14 protein-coding genes and 2 pseudogenes are annotated in these 20,153 nt (G+C 57.8%); 6 read left to right on the top strand and 10 right to left on the bottom strand.

Annotated features, from left to right (window positions below; translation table 11 throughout):
- Positions 1-27: 27 nt before the first annotated feature.
- Entirely contained in the window at positions 28-1,467 is a 1,440-nt protein-coding gene (locus tag U6037_RS03700; RefSeq protein WP_322845850.1) for an ArnT family glycosyltransferase, read from the top strand.
- A gap of 64 nt (positions 1,468-1,531) precedes the next feature.
- Here U6037_RS03700 and U6037_RS03695 read toward each other — a convergent pair whose 3' ends face one another.
- Together U6037_RS03695 and U6037_RS03690 are read right to left on the bottom strand one after the other, a co-directional pair.
- Complete coding sequence (locus tag U6037_RS03695) at positions 1,532-2,353, bottom strand: phosphatase PAP2 family protein (protein ID WP_322845849.1); 822 nt, start codon at positions 2,351-2,353, stop codon at positions 1,532-1,534.
- Positions 2,350-3,021, bottom strand: a complete 672-nt coding sequence (locus tag U6037_RS03690) for a histidine phosphatase family protein (protein WP_322845848.1) — start codon at positions 3,019-3,021, stop codon at positions 2,350-2,352. Before U6037_RS03690 ends, U6037_RS03695 begins: the two co-directional genes overlap by 4 nt.
- 253 nt (positions 3,022-3,274) lie before the next feature.
- On the opposite strand from U6037_RS03690, the pseudogene U6037_RS29395 reads away from it, so the two are divergent.
- Together U6037_RS29395 and U6037_RS29390 are read left to right on the top strand one after the other, a co-directional pair.
- A pseudogene (locus U6037_RS29395) lies at positions 3,275-4,288 on the top strand (methyl-accepting chemotaxis protein); the annotation flags it as partial.
- Positions 4,289-4,330: 42 nt separating this feature from the next.
- Positions 4,331-5,194 (top strand): methyl-accepting chemotaxis protein, encoded by an 864-nt coding sequence (locus U6037_RS29390; protein WP_371748303.1) that lies wholly within the window; start codon positions 4,331-4,333, stop codon positions 5,192-5,194.
- 375 nt (positions 5,195-5,569) lie between these two features.
- On the opposite strand, the gene U6037_RS03680 is transcribed toward U6037_RS29390, so the two are convergent.
- Positions 5,570-6,766: a site-specific DNA-methyltransferase gene (locus U6037_RS03680; RefSeq protein WP_322845846.1), complete on the bottom strand. Its 1,197-nt coding sequence runs from the start codon at positions 6,764-6,766 to the stop codon at positions 5,570-5,572.
- Positions 6,767-7,030: 264 nt separating this feature from the next.
- Here U6037_RS03680 and U6037_RS03675 point away from each other — a divergent pair, with 264 nt between their 5' ends.
- The gene (locus U6037_RS03675; protein ID WP_322845845.1) at positions 7,031-7,690 is read left to right on the top strand and encodes a hypothetical protein; all 660 of its coding nucleotides are present in this window, start codon (positions 7,031-7,033) and stop codon (positions 7,688-7,690) included.
- A 411-nt stretch (positions 7,691-8,101) separates the two neighbouring features.
- Positions 8,102-8,492: pseudogene (locus U6037_RS03670) on the top strand (DUF6124 family protein).
- Between the two features lie 201 nt (positions 8,493-8,693).
- Here the strand turns inward: U6037_RS03670 and U6037_RS03665 are convergent.
- The 7 genes from U6037_RS03665 to U6037_RS03635 form a co-directional block, all read right to left on the bottom strand.
- Positions 8,694-8,942, bottom strand: a complete 249-nt coding sequence (locus tag U6037_RS03665) for a FitA-like ribbon-helix-helix domain-containing protein (RefSeq protein ID WP_322845844.1) — start codon at positions 8,940-8,942, stop codon at positions 8,694-8,696.
- 76 nt (positions 8,943-9,018) lie between these two features.
- Positions 9,019-10,392: a DUF1329 domain-containing protein gene (locus U6037_RS03660; protein ID WP_322845843.1), complete on the bottom strand. Its 1,374-nt coding sequence runs from the start codon at positions 10,390-10,392 to the stop codon at positions 9,019-9,021.
- Between the two features lie 149 nt (positions 10,393-10,541).
- Positions 10,542-12,500, bottom strand: a complete 1,959-nt coding sequence (locus U6037_RS03655) for a DUF1302 domain-containing protein (protein WP_322845842.1) — start codon at positions 12,498-12,500, stop codon at positions 10,542-10,544.
- Between the two features lie 49 nt (positions 12,501-12,549).
- Positions 12,550-13,839 (bottom strand): phospholipase, encoded by a 1,290-nt coding sequence (locus U6037_RS03650; protein WP_322845841.1) that lies wholly within the window; start codon positions 13,837-13,839, stop codon positions 12,550-12,552.
- Between the two features lie 228 nt (positions 13,840-14,067).
- Positions 14,068-15,636, bottom strand: a complete 1,569-nt coding sequence (locus tag U6037_RS03645; RefSeq protein ID WP_322845840.1) for an FGGY-family carbohydrate kinase — start codon at positions 15,634-15,636, stop codon at positions 14,068-14,070.
- 20 nt (positions 15,637-15,656) lie between these two features.
- Positions 15,657-17,252 (bottom strand): glycerol-3-phosphate dehydrogenase/oxidase, encoded by a 1,596-nt coding sequence (locus U6037_RS03640; RefSeq protein WP_322845839.1) that lies wholly within the window; start codon positions 17,250-17,252, stop codon positions 15,657-15,659.
- 5 nt (positions 17,253-17,257) lie between these two features.
- Positions 17,258-18,853 (bottom strand): FAD-binding oxidoreductase, encoded by a 1,596-nt coding sequence (locus U6037_RS03635; protein WP_322845838.1) that lies wholly within the window; start codon positions 18,851-18,853, stop codon positions 17,258-17,260.
- 210 nt (positions 18,854-19,063) lie between these two features.
- Here U6037_RS03635 and U6037_RS03630 point away from each other — a divergent pair, with 210 nt between their 5' ends.
- Positions 19,064-20,080: an AraC family transcriptional regulator gene (locus tag U6037_RS03630; RefSeq protein WP_322845837.1), complete on the top strand. Its 1,017-nt coding sequence runs from the start codon at positions 19,064-19,066 to the stop codon at positions 20,078-20,080.
- Positions 20,081-20,153 lie beyond the last annotated feature (73 nt).

Raw genomic sequence — 20,153 nt, 5'->3', positions numbered from 1 at the left:
TCCCGCCACTTCCGGTTGCCTGAAACTATGTCGCGTGCCGTCACTTCACTGTTTCTGCTTGCCGCCCTGCTGTTTTTCTTCGCGCTGGGTAACCACCAATTGCAAGGCTCCACCGAGGCCCGCGTCGCCGGCATCGCCATGGAGATGCATCTGGACGACGACTGGGTGACGCCGCGCCTGTTCGGTGAACCGTTTCTGGAAAAACCACCACTGAGCCTGTGGCTGGACGCTGGCGCGATGCGCGTATTCGGCGTTTCACCGTGGGCCGTGCGACTGGCGTCGGCGGTGGCCGGGCTGCTCAGTGTGATGCTGCTGTACGGCATGTTGCGCCGCTTTGAACGGCCGAAGATGATTGCCTGGACGGCGGGCATTCTGCTCGCGACCATGGCCAGTTACTGGAGCAATGTGCGCGGCGTCGGTGAAGATGCATTGCTCGCCCTCGGCGTGACCACGGCGTTGCTGGCCTTTTTTCAGGCGCAACGAGCATCGACTCTCGGCAACTCGTTGTTGTTTGTCGTCGGGATCGCCATCGCTACATTGAGCAAAGGTGTGCTGGGGCTGGCGATGCCGGGGGTGGTGATTTTTGCTTATCTGCTGGCTGACAACCTGATGGACAAGCGTCTGAAAATCACCGATTGGCTGTGGCCGGGCTTACTGACCCTGGTCGGCTTGATTCCGCTGCTGATCTGGCTCGTCATCCTCTTCCAGCACGGTGGCGCGCAGGCCGTCAAAGAGGTGCTGCTGACCAACAGTGTCGGGCGCTTCAGCGGTTCGTTCGTCGAGGCCGGGCACTACGAACCGTTCTATTACTACCTCGCGAAGCTGCCGGAAGCCTTCCTGCCGTGGAACATTCTGGTGTACCTGGGGCTCTGGCATTTCCGCAAACATCTGAAGGCCAACCGCTACTTGCTGTTTTTCAGCCTGTGGATCGTTGCGCAGTTCGTGATGCTGACGTTGGCGTCGAGCAAGCGCACGGTGTACCTGATGTCGATGACGCCAGCCGCAGCGGTGATCGCGGCAGAATATGCAAGCGTGTTGTTCGAACGATTGAAGCAGTACGAATCCGCCAATCGATTCGTAGGCCGAATCGCCCGTCACCGTCAGACACTGGCAGTGGGTGTGTTCACGCTGGTGATCGGCAGTTACCTCGCCGCCGCGCAATGGGCCCTGCCCCACGCCGACAAAAAGCTTTCGTTCCTGCCATTGAGCACAGAAATTCAGACACTGCAGACCGCCGGGCATCAGGTCGCACTGTTTCAGGCCAATGAGCGGATCGGTGGCGCGACGGTCTTCTATACCCAGCAAGTGCTCAAAGGGCTGGATACCGAGGCACAGTTGCGAGACTTCCTCACGGCCTCGCCCTCGCATGTCGTGGTGATGGCCGGCGACAGCGAACCCGCGCGCCCACTGAAAGTACTCAAGACCATGATGGTCGGGCGTCAGGCGTATTACTTCGTCGGCTATTGAGCCCTGTGCAGCCCATAAAAAACCCGCCGATGATTGGCGGGTTTTTCATTTCATCCGAACGGGTTCAGAGAGAGACCTCAGGCTGAGCACCGAAAGCTTTCTGCTCACGCTTGCCCAGCACCGGCACATCCAGCCGCGCGCGTCCGTAGAAGGCCAGCGCTGTCAGCAAACACGCCAGCCACACGAAGATTCCGGCCCAGAAGGTGTGGGACATGTAGTGCCAGCCTTGCAGGACACGAGTAGTCCCATACACGCCCCCCAACAGCAGAGAGCCCCACAAGATTGCACTGGAAAACCGCCATTGATAGCGCCGCGCCACGAAATACAGCGCCAGCATGGTGAAGCCACCCGACGCATGACCACCCGGCCAGCACCGGCCACTGCCGGCTTCATGGAACAGTTGAAAATTGCTGTACCACTCAATGTGGGCCATTTTCCCGCCGTACAGCGTGGTCTCGATCGGGCAGTAAACGCTGGTGTGGGATTTGAGAAAGTGAATCACCCCCGTACAGACCGCAAATGCGACCACGACAAACAGAAAATCCCTACGGTGATCAGCGGTAAATCGCAGCACCGGCGCGACTTTGCTGCGCTCCAGCATTGCACCGAGTCGCGGACGTTTGTGCGAATTGACCAACGGCCAGACCACCGATAGCAGCGCGCCGATCAGGGCGATTTCCGCCGTCCAGTTCGGAATGATCCGCGCCCATTTATGCGTGAGCTTTTCGAAAAAGTGGATTTTGTCGAGCGGGAAGGTCTGGGTCAGCGGATCGAACAGCAGGTTGCTGAAGGCGATGTCGATTCTGGTCATGTCGAACATCAGGAACACCAGCGCCGCGCAGGCCAGCGGAATGCCGAAGTTATAAACGTAGAAACGGGATTTCATCGGGTGGTCACCGTGCGCCAGTCGGAGGCTTCAATAAAGCCGAGCATCTTGGGAGCCGCCGGTCTGGCAGCGGAAACAAACAATGACGAGCCATAACCCATGTCCGAGGTCGGCACTTTGAGGTCTTTCTCGATTTGCGCCATGCATTCGCTGTGGGTCACCAGGACCAGATTGCGACCGGGAACCTTGTGGGCGAGCGCATCCTGCAACATGCGACCCCGGCAGTTGATCAGCCAGTCGTCACCGCTGGCGGCATGGTTGAACATGTAACCGGCGGTCTGCACCGTGCGCATCGACGGACTGTTATAGATGTCGGCGTTGTTCAGGCCCAGTTGCTCGAACTGCGCACCGACCGCCACCGCGACACTGCGCGAGCGATCGGTGATGCCGTCATTACCGCTCAGGCACGCGGCTTTGGAGTGATCGCAACGCTCGACGTGACGCACCAGGACGATCATGTCGCCCTTGGCCCACCCCGCTGCCAACGCTTGTGCACCCGCTGTATTGCCGTGGGCCAGATCCGGCACCGCCGCCGGCGCCAGTAACCACAGGGTTAGCGGGATCACCAATACCGATGCCGCCAACACCACCCAGGTGTTGCGAAAACGCGCCAAAAAGCTCAGATCTATCGCGCGTTTGACGCCGAACAGACTCAGTCTCAATTCCACAAAAACCGCCTCGCCACTCTGCATCACGGGTTCATTCGATGCGGTGAAGGTACAGAGGCGCGCGTGGGCAGCCAGTGAAACCCATGTGAAAAAAGTCTTGGACGGGCTTGTTACAAATTCTGTCGGACAAAAACCTTTCAGCTCTCGGATTTGCGGCCGATACAAACCTGCTAACACCCTTGCTGGCTCAAAAAAACAACAATCTTCCAGCCTAACCGACGACAAGAAACCCAACGTTTCTGGAGGATTTTTGATGAATAGCTGGTTCGGCAACATCAGCGTGAACATGAAACTGGGCCTGGGCTTCGGCCTGGTGCTGGCCCTGACCTGCGTGCTGGCCCTGACGGGCTGGACCAGCCTCGGCGGCCTGATCGACCGCAGCAACTGGATGAGCGACATCACCCAGCTCAATGCCGGTCTGACCAAACTGCGCGTGGTGCGCCTGCAATACATGCTGACCAATGGCGATGAAACCGCCGCACAGAATGTGCAGACCACCCTTGAAAGCTTCGCCGCCCAGCAACAGGCGCTGATCAGCAAATTCAAGAGCCCGGAAAACGTCAAACTGCTCAAGGAGCAGGCCGCGACCATCGCTGAATACCAGACCTCGCTGAATAAAATGCGCAATGCCTACCGCACCGGCAACAGCGCCCGCGACAGCATGAGCGTGAGTGCAGAGACCGCGTACAACCAGATCGAATCGATCAGCAAACGCGTGCAGCAGATGGACATGAGCGAGCAGCGTTTCGAACAGTTCCAGGCGATCACCGCCGCCAAGGAAGCGTTTATCCTCGCGCGCTACGAAGTGCGCGGCTATACCGCCACCACCAATGCCGACACCGAGCAGAAAGCCGTTGGCCAACTGGATGTAGCGATTGCCAGCCTCAAGCAACTGAACGTGCATTTCGCTGATTCTCAGCAAGACGCGCTGCGTCAGCTGGAAACCGCACTCGTCAACTATCGCAGCGCGTTGATGGCCTATAAAAACGCCAACACCGACGCCGTGCAGGCCCGTAAGGAAATGACCGATCAAGGTGCCGCGATCGTTACCACCAGCGAACAGCTGTATCAGATCCAGCTTGATCGCCGTGATGTAGAAAGCGCCCAGGCACGCACCTTCCAGTTGATCAGCACGCTGCTGGCACTGTTGGTCGGCGTGATTGCTGCGGTAATCATCACCCGTCAGATCACCCGTCCGCTGCAAGAAACCCTGGCCGTGGTCGAGCGCATTGCCAGCGGCGACCTGACCCAGAACGTTACTGTCACCCGCCGCGACGAACTCGGCGTGCTGCAACAAGGCATCGCCCGCATGGGTGTGACCCTGCGTGACTTGATCAGCGGTATCCGCGACGGCGTCACCCAGATCGCCAGCGCTGCCGAAGAACTGTCCGCTGTGACCGAGCAGACCAGCGCCGGTGTGAACAGCCAGAAAGTCGAGACCGATCAGGTCGCCACCGCCATGCACGAGATGACCGCCACCGTGCAGGAAGTCGCGCGCAACGCCGAAGAAGCCTCGCAAGCGGCCGCCGCCGCTGACGGCGAAGCCCGTGAAGGCGACAAAGTGGTGAACGAGGCCATCGCGCAGATCGAGCGTCTGGCCAGCGAAGTGGTGCGTTCGACCGAAGCCATGAGCGTACTGCAACAGGAAAGCGACAAGATCGGCAGCGTCATGGACGTGATCAAAGCCGTGGCCGAACAGACCAACCTGCTGGCACTCAACGCTGCAATTGAAGCCGCGCGTGCCGGTGAAGCCGGTCGTGGTTTTGCCGTGGTTGCCGATGAAGTTCGTGGCCTGGCTCAGCGCACGCAGAAATCCACCGAAGAAATCGAAGGCCTGGTCGCCGGTCTGCAGAACGGCACCCAGCAAGTCTCGGCGGTAATGAGCAACAGCCGCGCCCTGACCGACAGCAGCGTAGCGCTGACGCGCAAGGCTGGCGCATCACTGGAAAACATCACCCGCACGGTGTCGAACATCCAGTCGATGAACCAGCAGATCGCCGCCGCTGCCGAACAGCAAAGTGCAGTGGCTGAAGAGATCAGCCGCAGCATCATCAACGTGCGCGATGTGTCGGAACAGACCGCAGCGGCGAGTGATGAGACGGCAGCGTCGAGTGTTGAACTGGCGCGTTTGGGTGGTCAATTGCAACAGATGGTCAGCCACTTCCGCGTTTGATCCTGATTTCGCGCTGAAGCTAAAACCGCATCGCGAGCAGGCTCACTCCTACAAGAAATGGCGTTGATCACAGATTATGTGAACGACGCCAATCCCCTGTAGGAGTGAGCCTGCTCGCGATTTTTTATGACTGACCGCCTAACATTTCAACTACGCAGCGTATAAAAAACTAACCGGCACTTCAAAATGTGAGCATATATCTGACAAATGCGTCGATGCTAATCCTAAATTTCTGCATTCGAGCAAAGCTCACCCGTCAGCGCCAAACTCACCGCTAAGCCTGCAATACTTTAATTAACCCAAAACATACAAAACTAAAATCCAACGTATAATTCATAGCCTACAAACAAAAAAAACAAGAAACCAGCACCACATTTAAACCGCCAACGCAACGTAATCAAATTCAGAGTCGGCTTCTTTAATCTTACGAAGTCTAAACTCGGTCATTTCAGCAGTATTTCTAAATCCTGCCACACCAGCAAAATGCGTATCCGGGATAACAAACTCATGTTCAACAAGTATACTTTTTCGACAAGCACCCTTTTCTTTATTCAGCAAATAACAAGCATGCGCAGTTGTGCCGGTCCCAGCAAAATAATCAAGAACCACCGCATCAGGCGGAGAGCAACAATCAATCAAATCCTTAATTAGACCAATTGGCTTTGGAGTTTCAAAAATCTTCTCCCCATATATAAGCTTCACCTCTCTCGCCGCCTTATCATTCAGATATTCTTGCTTATCCAAAATACTACGAATTTTAATCCTCTTATTCGCAGACGAATAGTTCTTAACATATACTACGCCCTTTGCAGAGGCATAAAGCTTCCAACTTTCAGACTCAGCCTTCTCCCTTCCCCACAGCCAGCGCCTTTCTATACCCTTTGAATCACTGGGCCACACTTCAATAAGATCCTCTCGGATTTTTTTTGTATAAACCTGACCGTCCTGCGAATAATACAGCGGATAAAACATATTTGGTCGATCTTCACGCCTGCTTGCGTCACCCTTTTTACGAAAAAGCCCATCAATCTTATACTTCCCATGCTCATCTTCTTTGTCATATCTCTCTAAATCAGAATCTTCAACACCTCTGAGCGCAGCCTTTTGTGTCTTACCATACAGAAGTACATACTCATGATTAACAGCCACATTGGCTTTTCCGCCTTTTCCATTCTTACTTCGACACACTATCAGACTGGAAATAAAATTTATCTCACCAAACACCGAATCCATCAAAATCTTTAGATATGGATACTCATAATCATCAATGCTAACCGCAATTACTCCCTGATCATTTAGGAGCATCTGCGTTGCCACTAGCCTCGGTAGCATAAACGCTAACCAATCATGATGCTTTGACCAGATACTCACATCTCGCCGTTGTCTTTTATCATGATAAACAAAGCTACTACCCGTATTATAAGGAGGATCTATGTAGCAAAAATCAACCTTTAAATGCTCTTTCTGCAACAACCAACCCAAGGCTTTTAGATTGTCCGACTTCAAAAGCAAACAATCCCCTTCATCTACATGAGCTGGATTTAGTCCAAATAACTCCGTCGGCAGCTCCACCTCTCCCAACCCCAACTTTTCCGCGAGCTCCTTTATTCGCGACACAAGCATGTTTGTTTTCAAAATAATTAACCATATCAAAACAATAATTAATATTAACACCCTCAGCTAGAACATGGCGCCTGATTATTGCCTCTAAAATTCAACGCCATCTGTACGGATTTTCATCCCGTCCTACACCGAATGCGCTTGCTCTACGTAGGAAATCCCTTCACACCGATATCGTGTGATGGCATTCTGACCTCCAAATCCAAGGAGCGAGCCATGATCCCTCAGGAAAAAATCTACAGCAATGATACATCTACTTACACTCAACGATCGGTCAGAGCTCGCATAGAAGCTCTGTTCCTCAATAACCTCGGAAAAGTCGTGACGCGTCAGCAAATTATTCGCGCTGCTACGAATCCAGAGACCGGGATTGAGCCAGAGAACTGGCATCAGCGCCTCTCAGAGCTAAGGACTGACAGTGGCTACACGATCCTATCGAAGCGTGACTGGAGTTTGCTGACACCTGAAGAATATGTCATGCCTCACACCGATAGAAGAGCCGAAGCCGCGAGGAGGGTTCTTCCCTCGTTAGCTTGCTGGCAAGCGGTTCTAGCTCGAGCAAATCATCAATGTGAATGGACTGAAGATGGGCAAAAATGCAACCTCGCTCCGGGAGATATCGATCCTATTGGAGGGGGAACAGTTAGATTAACTGCGGATCACATGGTGCCTCACTCAATCAACCCCGCTTCCGATCCCGATGACCCAACGAAATGGCAAGCCTTGTGCGGGAGACACCAAGTGATGAAAAAAAACTACTGGGACTCCAGTAGCGGCAAAATAAACCTCATTGGCATTCTTCAGTCAGTGAGCAAAACTCAAAAGCTTGAGGCACTAGATTTTTTGACCATCTATTTTAATCAGAAAAATAATTAGTCTATTTTTACCTTGCTACAAAAACAGGAGTTGCTCTCAACTGGTTATTTCTGTCGCCCTGAGAGCACTTCTTTTGAAAGGTGGGCATGCATCACCCAACAAAAAAACTGAGCAGTTATAAAACAACTAAGGCTGACCTCCTGCTCCTTAGCCATTTAATCTTTCAAGTTAATACAAAAAATCCGGGTAAAGTCATTCAGGCAAACATTAAAACATGCTACTTAACAACACACTGCGTTACGCCCTGATGTCCACACAATCTTGCGCCTTTGCCTACAGCTACGCCAGAATTCGCCAGCTTGTGCGATTTAGTGGTCAGCAGTAACTTCAATCGGGTCACTGAGCTCGGGGTTATTAGGGCGCATAACCTGCGCACAGCTGCCACCTCTTCTTATTGGTAGAGAAACTGTGCTGGCTCCTAATCCAAGACCCAAAACTACGTTCAAGGTAACGCCAAACCCGCCGACCACAGACCCGGCATCCCGCTACGAATCACCAGACTAAAAAAATTCAACGAAGCCGCCGAACGCGCGCTCTACCACTACGCGGCCCACTGACCGCGTAAATCATGGCCGCGCCTTACACGCCCAACACGCTTTATCAAACCAACCCCGACGCCGACACCGAGTCACTGCTGGCCGACGCCAGCGAATCACTCGGTTCGGCCACCGTCATACTCAACAGACACGTGGCCATGGTTGAAGGCACCCATCGCTAAACGCTGCAAGGTATCACCCAGATCGTGATGATCGCGGAGCTGGCGGCTAATCGAATGTTGGACAAAGTCGTACCAACCGAATAGTCAGCGCTCCTATTGGAGCAGAGCTTGCTCGCGAAGGCGATAGCTCAGCCCTCGATGTAGAGGGGGCTCCCCTTAATGCGGGAGCTGCCGGAAGTTGCGTTTTTGATTCTGGCTTCTAATAATAAAAAGCAAGATCAAAAGATCGCAGCCTTCGGCAGCTCCTACATGAAGGTATTCTTCAGCGCGTGCGCATTTCGAGCATCAGCAATCTGGAAAATCCATAACCCTGGCTTTTTCCTGCCGTGAAGGCAAACCAAGGTCGATCCCTCCGACCGAGGAAAAGCGCTGGCGAATCCGGCTACCCAAGCCTCCAGCGCTATCCCTTCTAATCAATGCTCGCCCCAGAATCATGCGAGCTTCTTCCTCGATGGAATTTCCGTTCTGGGCCGCGTTAATCCGTAACTGATCCATGAGCGGACCATCAATATTTCGAATTGTGATGCTGGCCATGATGCCTCCTGCTATCAAACAAAAATCATTGATCGAGACTAACATCCATCCGCCCAAGAACAGCCAGCGTAATCACTTACCGCGTCCCACGCTGCCGCAACGCCGACGGCATAAAATACGCATCCTCCGGCACCGGCTGCGCGAAATCCACCGTCTCCGCTTCTTCGTTATCGAGGTTCTGCACGTAGTACCGGCGCGCCTGCAAATCGTGGAACACGTCCAGCGCACTCCACGTCGTCGGCAGGTCGTAGAAGTTTTTCAGGTAGGCCATCGACACCCGCCACAACTCCCCTCGCCCATCGTATTGATCGACCAGTGCCGCGCCCCAGCTGTCTTCATCGAGAAACAGCACACGCTTGGAATAGATATGCCGCGAGCCCGGTTTCAAGTTGCCTTCCACCACCCAGACCCGGTGCAGTTCGTAGCGGGTGTATTGCGGGTTGAGGTGGCCCGGGGTGAGCAGTTGCGCGTATTTCACCTCGGGGCTGGCGACTTTGTAGTTGTTGTAGGGGATGTAGATTTCCTGTTTGCCCTTGAGCTTCCACTCGTAGCGATCCGGCGAACCGTTGAACAGGTCGGTGTCGTCGGCGGTGCGCAGGCCATCGGAGGATGCGATTGGCGTGTCGTAGGCGAGGTTCGGTGCGCGGCGCACGCGGCGTTGGCCGGCGTCGTAGATCCAGGCCTGGCGTGCGTCCTTGAGCTGATCGAGGGTTTCGTGCACCAGTGCGGCACCGCCGGCCAGTCGCGCCGGGCTTTTCACGAAGGCGAGGTAGTAGAACAGGATGTTTTTCAGGTCGGCGAACTGGCCGTTCGGGCGGTAGTAGTTGAACAGGGCTTCCTGCTGCGACGTCACCAGCGCGAAACTGCCGTTACGTTGCACTGGCGCTTCGGAGGCGCGGCGCACGACATAGATGCCGCGATAACGGGTGATGTGGTTCCACAGCACTTCAACGCCGTCCTTCGGCACCGGGAACGGTACGCCGCCGTAAGCATCGGAGAAACCGCTACCGCCTTCGAGCAGCTTGGCCGAGGTGGCGTTTTTCAGGGTGTTGTCGTACAGCCACTGCGGTGCCGAACCGGATCGACGGGACGGATAGATCGGCATCTGGAAGGTGTCGGGGTAGCTGTTGAACAGGGCGATCTGGCCGGGACTGAGGTGCGCTTTGTACTGGTCGAGATTGGCTTTGGTGATGGTGAACAGCGGTTTGTCGGCCGCGTACGGATCCGGGTGATGCTGGCCCGGTTTGTAGCCGGCCGGGGCTTGAGTGATGCCGCCGGTCCACGCGGGGATGGTGCCGGCGGCGTTGCCGGCGCGCTCGGCGCCCATGGGGGTCAGGGTGGTTTTCAGTTGTTCGGCTTGTTGTGGGGTGGTGGCGGCCAGTGCGGTGCCTGCGGCCAAGCCTAAAACAAGCCCTAGCGAAGCCTTGGTCAATCTTGAAGTGCGAACCATGATCTTCTCCAAAGTACAAAAACCTGTGGGAGCTGGCTTGCCAGCGATTGCGGTGGGTCAGCCACCATTGATGTCGAATGTGCTGCCGTCATCGCGGGCAAGCCCGCTCCCACAGGGGGACGGGGTGCCGCAAGATTTGCTCCGGCCAATCACAAGAAATACTTGAGGTTGAACCCGACGTTGTCGCGGTCGCGGATGCCGTTGTTCTGCCCGCCGCCGTAGAACTCGGTGTATTGCAGTTCGGCTTCGAGCTTGTTCTGATAGTTGGCCTTGATCCCCAGCGTGTAAGCCTTGCGACCTTCGATGGTGTTGCCGGCCTGATAGCTGTTGCCCTCGAAATCGTCCTTGTAAACGATGTAGGGCGAGACATTGACCCCGGCGTACACGTCGTTCCAGGTGCCGTTGAGCATCGCCGTGTAGCTGTAGGAATTGCGGTTGACCTGATCGTCGCGATCACCGCCGGAGACATACGAATAGTTACCGGTGCCGGCGTAATAACGTCGGCTGCCGTCATACGCGGTGTATTGCAGACTGCTGCCGCGCAGGTGTTCGGAGGCCAGTTCGAAGATACCGAACAGCGAGTCGAACGAGGCCGTCGGGCCGAAGTTGTAAATGGTGCCGAGCGAGGTGTTGAACGCTTCCACACGCTCGGCGTTGTTGATCTCGCTGTTGAGATTGACCATCTGCCCGCCGACGTTGATCGACCGGCCCGTCACCGCCACGGCAGCACCGTTGGCCAGGTCGCCGATCAAATCGTTGGTCGCCGCAACGCCGATTGGCAGGTTCGGCCGATAAGCAATTTCGCCGAACACCGAGGCCTCGCCCAGTGTGGTGTTGAAGCTGAAGCCGTACATGCGAATGTCTTCGGCATAACGCCGATGCGCCTGGATATTGCCCATCACATCAGCGGTGGCCAGACCGTTGGCCAGCGCCCCGGCCTGACTGCCGGCGACACCGGACAACAGGTTGCTCAGGGCATCCATGTCGATGCCTTTGTAGCCGCCGAGATCGGCAGCGATGGTCGGTTCCTTGGCGTGGTAATTGACCATGTACAAGCCGAACTCGGTGCTGTTGAGCTGTTCGGCGATGTAGCGAAAGGCAAAACCAAACTGGCCATCGTTGCGCGCGTTGTAGTCCTTGCCGATGCTCGCCACTTTCAGTGTGTTGCCGTAGGCCGGCGTCACGCCGTTGGCGTACAGGCCAGTGGTTTGCAGGGCGGAACTCAGCAATGGGTTGTTGCCCAATGCGCTGTACAAACCGATGACGTTGCCGAACCCCGGCACCGGTGTATCAAGCGCCGTACCGCTGAAGTTGTTGTAACCGGTGTTGCCGCCGTCGGCGAACAGGTCGGTTTGCGAGTAGAAGGTGCCGACTGGGTCGATACGGGTTTCCTTCCAGTTGGTCTGGTAGAAACTCTCCATGGTCAGTGAATCGGTCAGGCCGATGTTGAAGCTCAGCGCCTCGACCGGCACCAGCACTTCCTTCACTTCCGCGCCGGGTAAGCGGTACTTGGCGGCGTCCACCGGGTTGGTGGTGTTGATCCCGCCGCGATAGAAAATCCCCTCGCCCCAGTTGAACACTTGTCGACCGACGCGGGCCGTCACCGGCATCTGCGCAACGTCCCAACTGCCATGCACATAGGCGTCGAGCATCTCGATACGGCTGCCGGCGATGTCGCGGGTCTGGCTGGTGAAATGGTTATCCTGCGGGTAGCTCTGGCTCGGCTGTGAAGGACTGTTGTTGTCGTAGTAGTCGTTGCGTTTGTCCATCAGTTGCGTGTCGTAGAACGCGGTGCCGCGCACGAACACACCGTAGTTCTGATAGTTGGCTTCAAGCTCGGAGGTGATCTTGTACACCTCGGAAACCAGCCCGGTATCGAAGTTGCGATTGCCGTCGTTGGTGTTGACGTCATCGTTAGTCTTGTCGCGGCCCTGCACCCGCCACAAACGACCGTAGGACAAGGTCGTGTCGAGGGAGCCGGTGACCTGCTTGTCCATCAGGCTGAACTCCACCGCGTGCGCCGCATCGACTGCGCACAGTTGCAGCAGACCTGCCAGGCCGACACCGGGGAGCGCCGCGCCGGTCAGGCGCAATCGAGTGTTGATCATGTGTTCCTCCTTCCCTGTTTTTTATTGTTTTGTTGTCCTGCCGCGAGGGCTAGGGCGCCAATCCCGCGCAGACGTAGATTCGGCTGTGCGAGCCGAAATGCCTCAGTAACTTGAACAGTTGCTGATTGAGTGCTGGATGGTCGAAATCTTCGCGATGCAGCTGATTGCCGCTGCTGAAATCACTGGTAGTCGGTGCCGTCTCAAGCCACTGCCCGATGGCCTCGTCGAACGCTGCGGAATCGTTGACCGACTCGGCACTGACCACTTCGCGCAGGTAATCGACCGAGTACGGCGGGTAGCTTTTGTCCTGAGCCACATCGGTGTAAGCCGCGAGCATCGGGTGCGGCTGACCGGCGCGCAGCAAGCGCCGCAGCCAGGTCGACTGGTACTTCTCGACTTCCATATGCCGAGTGGCGACGCGCTCGATGGAGGCTTGTTTGTCCTCAGCGAAACCGGCGATGGCCTTGCCTTCCAGCAGCAAAAGACTGGCGAGATCGACGCCGGGCAAAGGCTTGGCGTGATAGGGCTGGGTCAGGTCCTGAATATGGTGCAGGCCCCAGCCGAGAAAGCGATAACCCCAATACGGATGACCACTGGCAAACGCCAATCGCGCCAGGCCCATGTATTGATACGCGCGCCAGTCCGGCCAACTGCGTTCGAGGAAACCGGCAGCGGCGTAGACCACCGCGCTTTCATGGAAGAAGCCCATGTGGAACGGCGCCTGCGAGCTGTACTGGAAACGCGCATCGCCGAACGGTTGCGGGCCGAAACCGTACAGCGCGCCGACGTTGCCAGGGTTGTCGCTGAACAGATTGATGTCGTGGCCGTAATCCGGTTCGTCGGCGGCGCTGGCGAGCACGGCCAGCGCTGCGACTTTTTCGTGCTCGGCGATGACGATAAAGCGCTGGCGATTCCACGGTGACAGGGTTTGCTCGACCATGACTTGATTGGCCTGCAGATGCTCACGTTCGGGCAGGTCTTTGCCGGGCAATGGCTGGATGACCATCGCCAGATGAATCTCGGGGTTGATGCGCAACGCGGTGAGGAAGTCGTGGCGCAGATTGTCACTCGGCACCGCAGGCAATTTCAGGTTATCGGGGCGTGGCGGGTACTGAGCGAAGTGCTCGCGGGCAAAGCTTTCCTGTTGCTCCAACAGCGCCAGCACGGCCGGGTATTGCTCGGTGAGAAACTGCTCCAGCGGCTCGACTTCCACCGGTGGCGCATCGCGCAACGCCGGCAGATCCTGCAACGCCAGATAGCTGCCGACCGTATGGTTCGACCAGCCCCAGGCGCTCGGGGCCGTTGCACAAAGCAGCAACAGGAGGAAGGTCAGCTTCATTGCTTTTCGTTCTTATTGGAGGTGCCGTGGGGGATGAGCCTAACAACCGACCCCGCCGCTGACACTGTCCGATCTCACCAGAAAAAGTCTCCGATGGCGCCACATCGAGTCGCAATACGGTCCCTGTAGGAGCTGCCGAAGGCTGCGATCTTTTGATCTTGTTTTTTAAGATCAACGTCAAAAGATCGCAGCCTTCGGCAGCTCCTACAGGGAATTTGTGGTGGTCAGCTAAGCGGGGTAACCGGTGATTTTGCGGATGCTCTGGTACAGCGGTTTAAGCTGGCGGTACATGCGCAGGTAGACCTCTTTGTACAGTTGCTCGTAGATTTTTTGCGCATCGGGTTGTGGGGTGAAGACAGCCCCTACTCTGGTCATTGAAGCGATGGCTGTAGGGAAATCCGCATGCAACCCCACCCCCACCGCACAACAAATCGCCGCGCCCAGACCCGACGCTTCATACACGTGCGGCCGCTCCGCCGGCAGGCCGAAAATATTCGCCGTCAATTGCATCGCCGCATCACTCTGCGAACCACCACCGGCAACGCGCAGACGCTTGACCGACACCTTCGAACGCCGCTCGATATTCTCCATGCCCTGGCGCAAGGCATACGCCAGCCCTTCCAGAATCGCCCGGTAAATATGCGCGCGGGTGTGCACATCGCCGAAGCCGATCATCGCGCCTTTCGCCTCGACACCCGGCTCGCGAATCCCCGGCGACCAGTACGGTTGCAACATCAGGCCCATCGACCCCGGCGGCACCGCCTCAACCAGTGCATCGAACAACTGCTCCGGCTCGATGCCCTGCTCTTTGGCCTGCTGCATCTCGCGCAACCCGAACTCGTTCTTGAACCAGCTGACCATCCAGTAACCGCGATAAATCATCACCTCGCAGTTGAACTGATCCGGCACCGCCGATGGATACGGCGGAATCAACGGGACGATTTCCAGATAACGCGAACGGGTGCTGGTGATCGTCGCCGTGGTGCCGTAGGACAGGCACACCGTAGCCGCATCGACCACGCCGGCACCGACCACTTCGCAAGCCTTGTCGGCGCCTGCAGCAATCAGCGGCAAGCCTTCGGGAATACCCGTATGGCGAGCGGCCTCGGCGGTAATGTGGCCGAGTGTTTCACCGGGTTTATGCAGGGTCGGCAATTGCTCGGGCCGCACCGCCAGTGCCTGCCATTTCCAGTCACTCGGCGCGGCCCATTTCAGCCGTTTGAAATCGAACGGCAGGTAGCCAACGCAACAGCCGATCGAGTCGACAAAGCGCCCGCACAGTCGATGGGTGAGAAACCCCGAGAGCAGCAAAAACTTGTCAGTCGCCGCCCACACATCAGGCTGATGCTGAGCGATCCAGTTCGCCTCAGCCTGGGCACGAAAGTAATCCACAGTGCCCTGCGCACCGACCAGTTTGAACAGCCAGCCCCACGGTCCCTTGATGCCGCCCTCGACTTCGCTCTGACGCTGATCGAGCCACAGAATCGCCGGGCGCAGCGGTTTGCCCTCGGCATCGACATTGATCACTGTGCCGCGCTGAGTGGTCAGTGACACGCCGGCAATCTGCGAGCGATCGATGCCGGTTTGCGTCCAGACCTGCTGACACGCCTCACCCAGTTTCGCCCAGTAATACTCCGGATCCTGCTCGGCCCAGCCCGGTTGCGTCGAGTAATACGCCTGCAACTCGACCTTGCCTTTGCCGAGCAGATTGCCCTGCAGATCGAAGAGCAGCGCACGCACACTCTGGGTGCCGTTATCGATGGCCAGCAGGTAACGCTTGTTCGGGTGGTTATCCATGGAGCTCTCTTCAAGGGGCATCAAGGCGTGGCATCCGGCAAACCATGATGGCGTTGCCACAACGCCCGATAACGCTGAGTTTCCTGCTGCCAGTGATCGGCGCTCCAGCCCAGTCGCGGCTGGCAGAGCTGGCGGATGGCGGCGAAATACTCTTCGCCACCGCGCGGCAACAGCAGACCGAGACGCGTGCGGCGCAGGAGCAGATCGTCGAGGTGCAGAACCATTTCCGACTCACAGGCGAAGGCCAGTTCGGCCCACAGCGTATCTGTAGCGCCGACCGTGTCATGACCGATCTCCCTGAGCAGTTGCGCCAGCCTTGGCAAGTCGTGCCCATGTCGCCCGGCCAGACGTCGCCACTGATGGCTGCTCAACTCTGGAATCGCCAGCGCAGGGACAGCGGCAAACACCGGCGCGGCGTCATCGACGAACGGACGTTCGAGCATGGCCGCGCAGGCCTCTAACACTTCGATGGCTTGTGGACGAAACGTGGTCAGCTTGCCGCCGGCCAGGGTCACGCAACCGGGCTCCTGCCACAGCACATGTTCACGGGTTTCGTTCGAGGGTTTGTCTTGATGATTACCCGCCGCACTGCCGACCACCGGACGCACGCCGGACCATGTCGACAGCACATCCGAAGCACTCACTTGCGCGCCGGGAAATTGTTGCGTGCAGGCGGCCAGCAGGTAGTCGAGTTCTTCGCCGCTGATGCTCGCGCTCTGATCCAGATCCTCATGGTGATCGAGGTCCGTGGTGCCCACCACCGTGGCGCCCTCCCAAGGGAAAACAAACACCGGTCGCCGATCACGCTCATGCAGAAACGTGAACGCCTGCGCCACCGGCAGACGCCAACCCGGCAGCAACAAATGGCTGCCGCGCAACGGTCGCAATTGCCGGGGTGCCTCTGCCGGACGCAAGCGTTCAGCCCACGCACCCGTCGCCACGGCGAGCACGCCACAGTGCAATTGCAGAGTCGCGCCGGCCTCGCAATCTTCGATCTGAACGCCGCAAACACGGCCGTTTTCTCGCAGCAAATGTTCGACGCGAACGCCATTGACCACGACAGCGCCATCGGCCCGCGCTTCGCTCAACACACGCATCACCAACCGCGCATCATCAGTCAGCGCGTCGACGAAACTGGTGCCGCCGAGCAAGTCACTTTCCCTCACGCCCGGCGCCAGATATCGGAGCTGTTGCGCATCATGAAAACGATGGCTGCGTCGTCCCGCCAAAGCGTCGTAAACGCTCAGCAAGCCACCCAACACCCGAGGTCCGGGAAAGCCGCCGCGATAGTGCGGCATCATGAAACTCATCGGCTCGACCAGTCCCGGGACTTCATCAAGCAAGCGCTGGCGCTCGCGCACCGAGTCGCGGGTCAGGCGCCACTGGCCCTTGGCGATATAACGCAAACCGCCATGGACCATTTTCGATGATCGGCTGGAGGTGCCCCAGGCAAAGTCGCGCTGCTCCAGCAACAGGCAGCGCCAACCTCGGCGCGCCGCTTCACGCAGAATGCCAGCGCCGCTGATGCCGCCGCCGATGACGATCAGATCCCAGGTTTCCTCGGCCAGCGTCGGCAAAATCTGCTGGCGCCATGCGGCGTTCCAGTCCTGATTCATGGCCGTCATTCCGGCAGCAGCGTGCCGGGGTTGAGGCGCCCGGCCGGATCGAAGTGTTTGCTCAGCGCCTGCAAGGTATCCATCGCCAGTGCGCCCTTCTCCCGTAGCAGATACGGAGCGTGATCCTTGCCGACGCCGTGCTGGTGGCTGATGGTGCCGTGGTTGTCGACGATCGTCTGACTGGCCGCGTGTTTGAGCGCTTTCCAGCGCGCCAGCGTCGCCGGGTAATCCGCTGCCGGGCGAAACACGTAAGTGGTGTAGATGCTCGAACCTTCGCCATAGACATGGGACAGGTGGGTGAACACATGCACGCGTTCGCCTTCGGCGGCCAAGGCATCGCGCAGGCTGTTTTCGACGAGGTGGAGCAGGTTGTCGACGTTGCTCCAGTCGGTAGCGGTTTCGAGGGTGTCGACCACGTAACCGGCGTTCCATAGATTCTCGCGCAGGTAAGGGAAGCGGAAACGGTTCTGCGCCCATTTCTTGCCGAGCAAGGTGCCGGTGAACACACCGCCGAAGGCTTTGAGGTGTTCTCGGGCCTGCTTCAGCGACAGCGCATTTTGTCGGCGATTACCGGTCACGCCGAAGGTCAGCAGGCATTTGCCCGCCCCTGCGCCGCGTAGGTTCAGGTACTTTTCCAGCCAGGCGATTTGTTGCGGATGACCGGCCAGTGCCAGTTGTGTTTCGGTTTCCACGGCGTTGGACAGGCGCAGCATCGACAGCGGTACGCGCGCCTGAGCCAATTGGCGGATGGCGCTGAGTGCCTGCGGCCAATCAGGTAGAAACACACCGTAGAAACGCTCATCGGCGGGCAAGGCGCTGACCCGCACCTTGACCTCGGAAATGATCCCGAAACGGCCCTCGCAACCAAGCACCACTTCGCGCAGATCAGGTCCGGCGGCAGAGGCCGGGAAGGTTGGAATGTGCATCGGCCCGGCGAACGTTTCCAAAGTGCCGCCAGCAAATAACTGCTCGATCCGGCCATAGCGCAACGACTGCTGACCGCTGGAACGGCTGGCGACCCAACCGCCCAACGTCGACAACTCCCACGACTGCGGGAAATGCCCCAGCGTATAGCCCCGCGCACGCAGCTGACTTTCCACCTGCGGGCCACTCGCACCGGGACCAAACTTCGCCAGCAGGCTCTGTTCGTCGAGGTCGATCAGGCGATTCATCCGCGCCAGCGACACCGTCACCACCGGCCGCGCAGAATCCGGCGGATTGATGTGCCCGGCCACAGACGTGCCGCCGCCATACGGGATCAGGCACAGGTCCTGCTCGTGAGCCAGCGCCAGCAATTGGCGAATGTGTTCAGCGGTCTCGGGGAACGCCACCGCATCCGGATAGTTGCCCAACGCCCCTTCGCGCAACGCCAGCCAGTCCGGCAGGCTCTGGCCCCGGGCATGCAGTAAGCGGTCGTGGGCATCGACGCTGTACAAGGTGTGCGCCTGCAACCGCGAGGCCGGTACGCGGGCCAATGCTTTTTCGAGCGAAGCATCGGGCAGCGCGCGCCCCTCGCCCAGTCGTTCATGAAGAAACTCCGCGCCCTGGGCCGGCAGTTCGACCACCGTGCTTGCCTCTCCCCAGCCGTTCCAGCGTCGCATGCGTGTGTCCTTTTAACCGTCGGATCAGTGATATTTCAGGCCCCCATACTAGCCAGCGGCCGAAAAGTGTCACGGTCGCATCCGGCCAGTTCGTGTAGCCAATTGAGTCAAACGTCGCGCAAGCGTCAGCCATTTACTTTAGTCGGGGTTTCAAATTACCTTTCAGGCTATTCGTCCGCCTCCGCCGCCATTGATCAAAGGAATGGGATCATGCAATCGCTGGGCTTCACTTCAGTTCCGCCACTGCTCAAGTACCTGCGCCATGCCGAACAGCTGGGCATGGCCATCGAGCCGGCGTTGACGGCAGCGGGTTTGCAGGCGCAGCAGTTGAGCGATAACACCCTGCGTTTGCCCGGTGAAGCGCATGAACGCTTGCTGGATTATTTCTGCGAACACTCGGGCGATCCGCTGTTCGGGCTTAACGCGGCGAATTTCGTCCTGCCCAATTCGTGGAGTGTGCTCGGCTACATCACCATGAACTGCGCGACGCTGGGCGATGCGATGAGCCGGATCATGCCGTTCGAAAAACTGGTCGGCGACATGGGCGTCAGCCGCGCCGAGGTACTGGATGGCCACGTGCATCTGATCTGGACGTGCCGTTATCAGCGTCCACGGATTCGTCGGCATCTGGTGGAAAATGTGCTCGGCTCATGGCTGCAATACGCACGCTGGATCGCTGATACGCAGATGTCGCCGGCCGCTGTCTGGCTCGAACATGCGTGCCCGGCCGAGGCTACGCCGGCACAGTACGAAGCGTTTTTCGATTGCCCGGTGTTGTTCGATCAGCCGTATTCGGCGCTGGTCGTGCCGCTGGCGTATTTGCAGTTACCGTTGCGTCAGGCCGATGCGCAATTGCTGCGCACACTGGAAGAACATGCGCTGGGGTTGATGGCGACGCTGGAGGATGCGTCGCTTGAGCAGCAGGTGAAGAACATCCTGCGGCAGTTGCTCAAGGAGGGTTTGCCGCGCAAGGAGCAGGTTGCCGAGCAGTTGAGCGTTTCCGTGCGGACGTTGCAGCGGCAGTTGCATCAGGCGGGGACGTCGTATCAGCAGATTCTCGATGATTTGCGCCAGGAGCTGGCTGAGCATTATTTGCTCAATAGCACGTTGCCGATTCAGGACATTGCGCAGTATCTGGGGTTTACCGAACCCCGCTCGTTTCATCGCACGTTCAAGAGTCGGCGCGGGATGCCGCCGGGGGAGTTTCGGCAGATGCATCGCGGGTGATTGTTCCGGCCTCATCGCTGGCAAGCCAGCTCCCACAGTGTCCGAGTCGTCCACAAAATCGATTGCTTGCACG

Source organism: Pseudomonas sp. B33.4, assembly GCF_034555375.1.
In the GTDB taxonomy this organism is placed as follows: domain Bacteria; phylum Pseudomonadota; class Gammaproteobacteria; order Pseudomonadales; family Pseudomonadaceae; genus Aquipseudomonas.
This window is presented reverse-complemented; position numbering and strand designations above follow the sequence as displayed.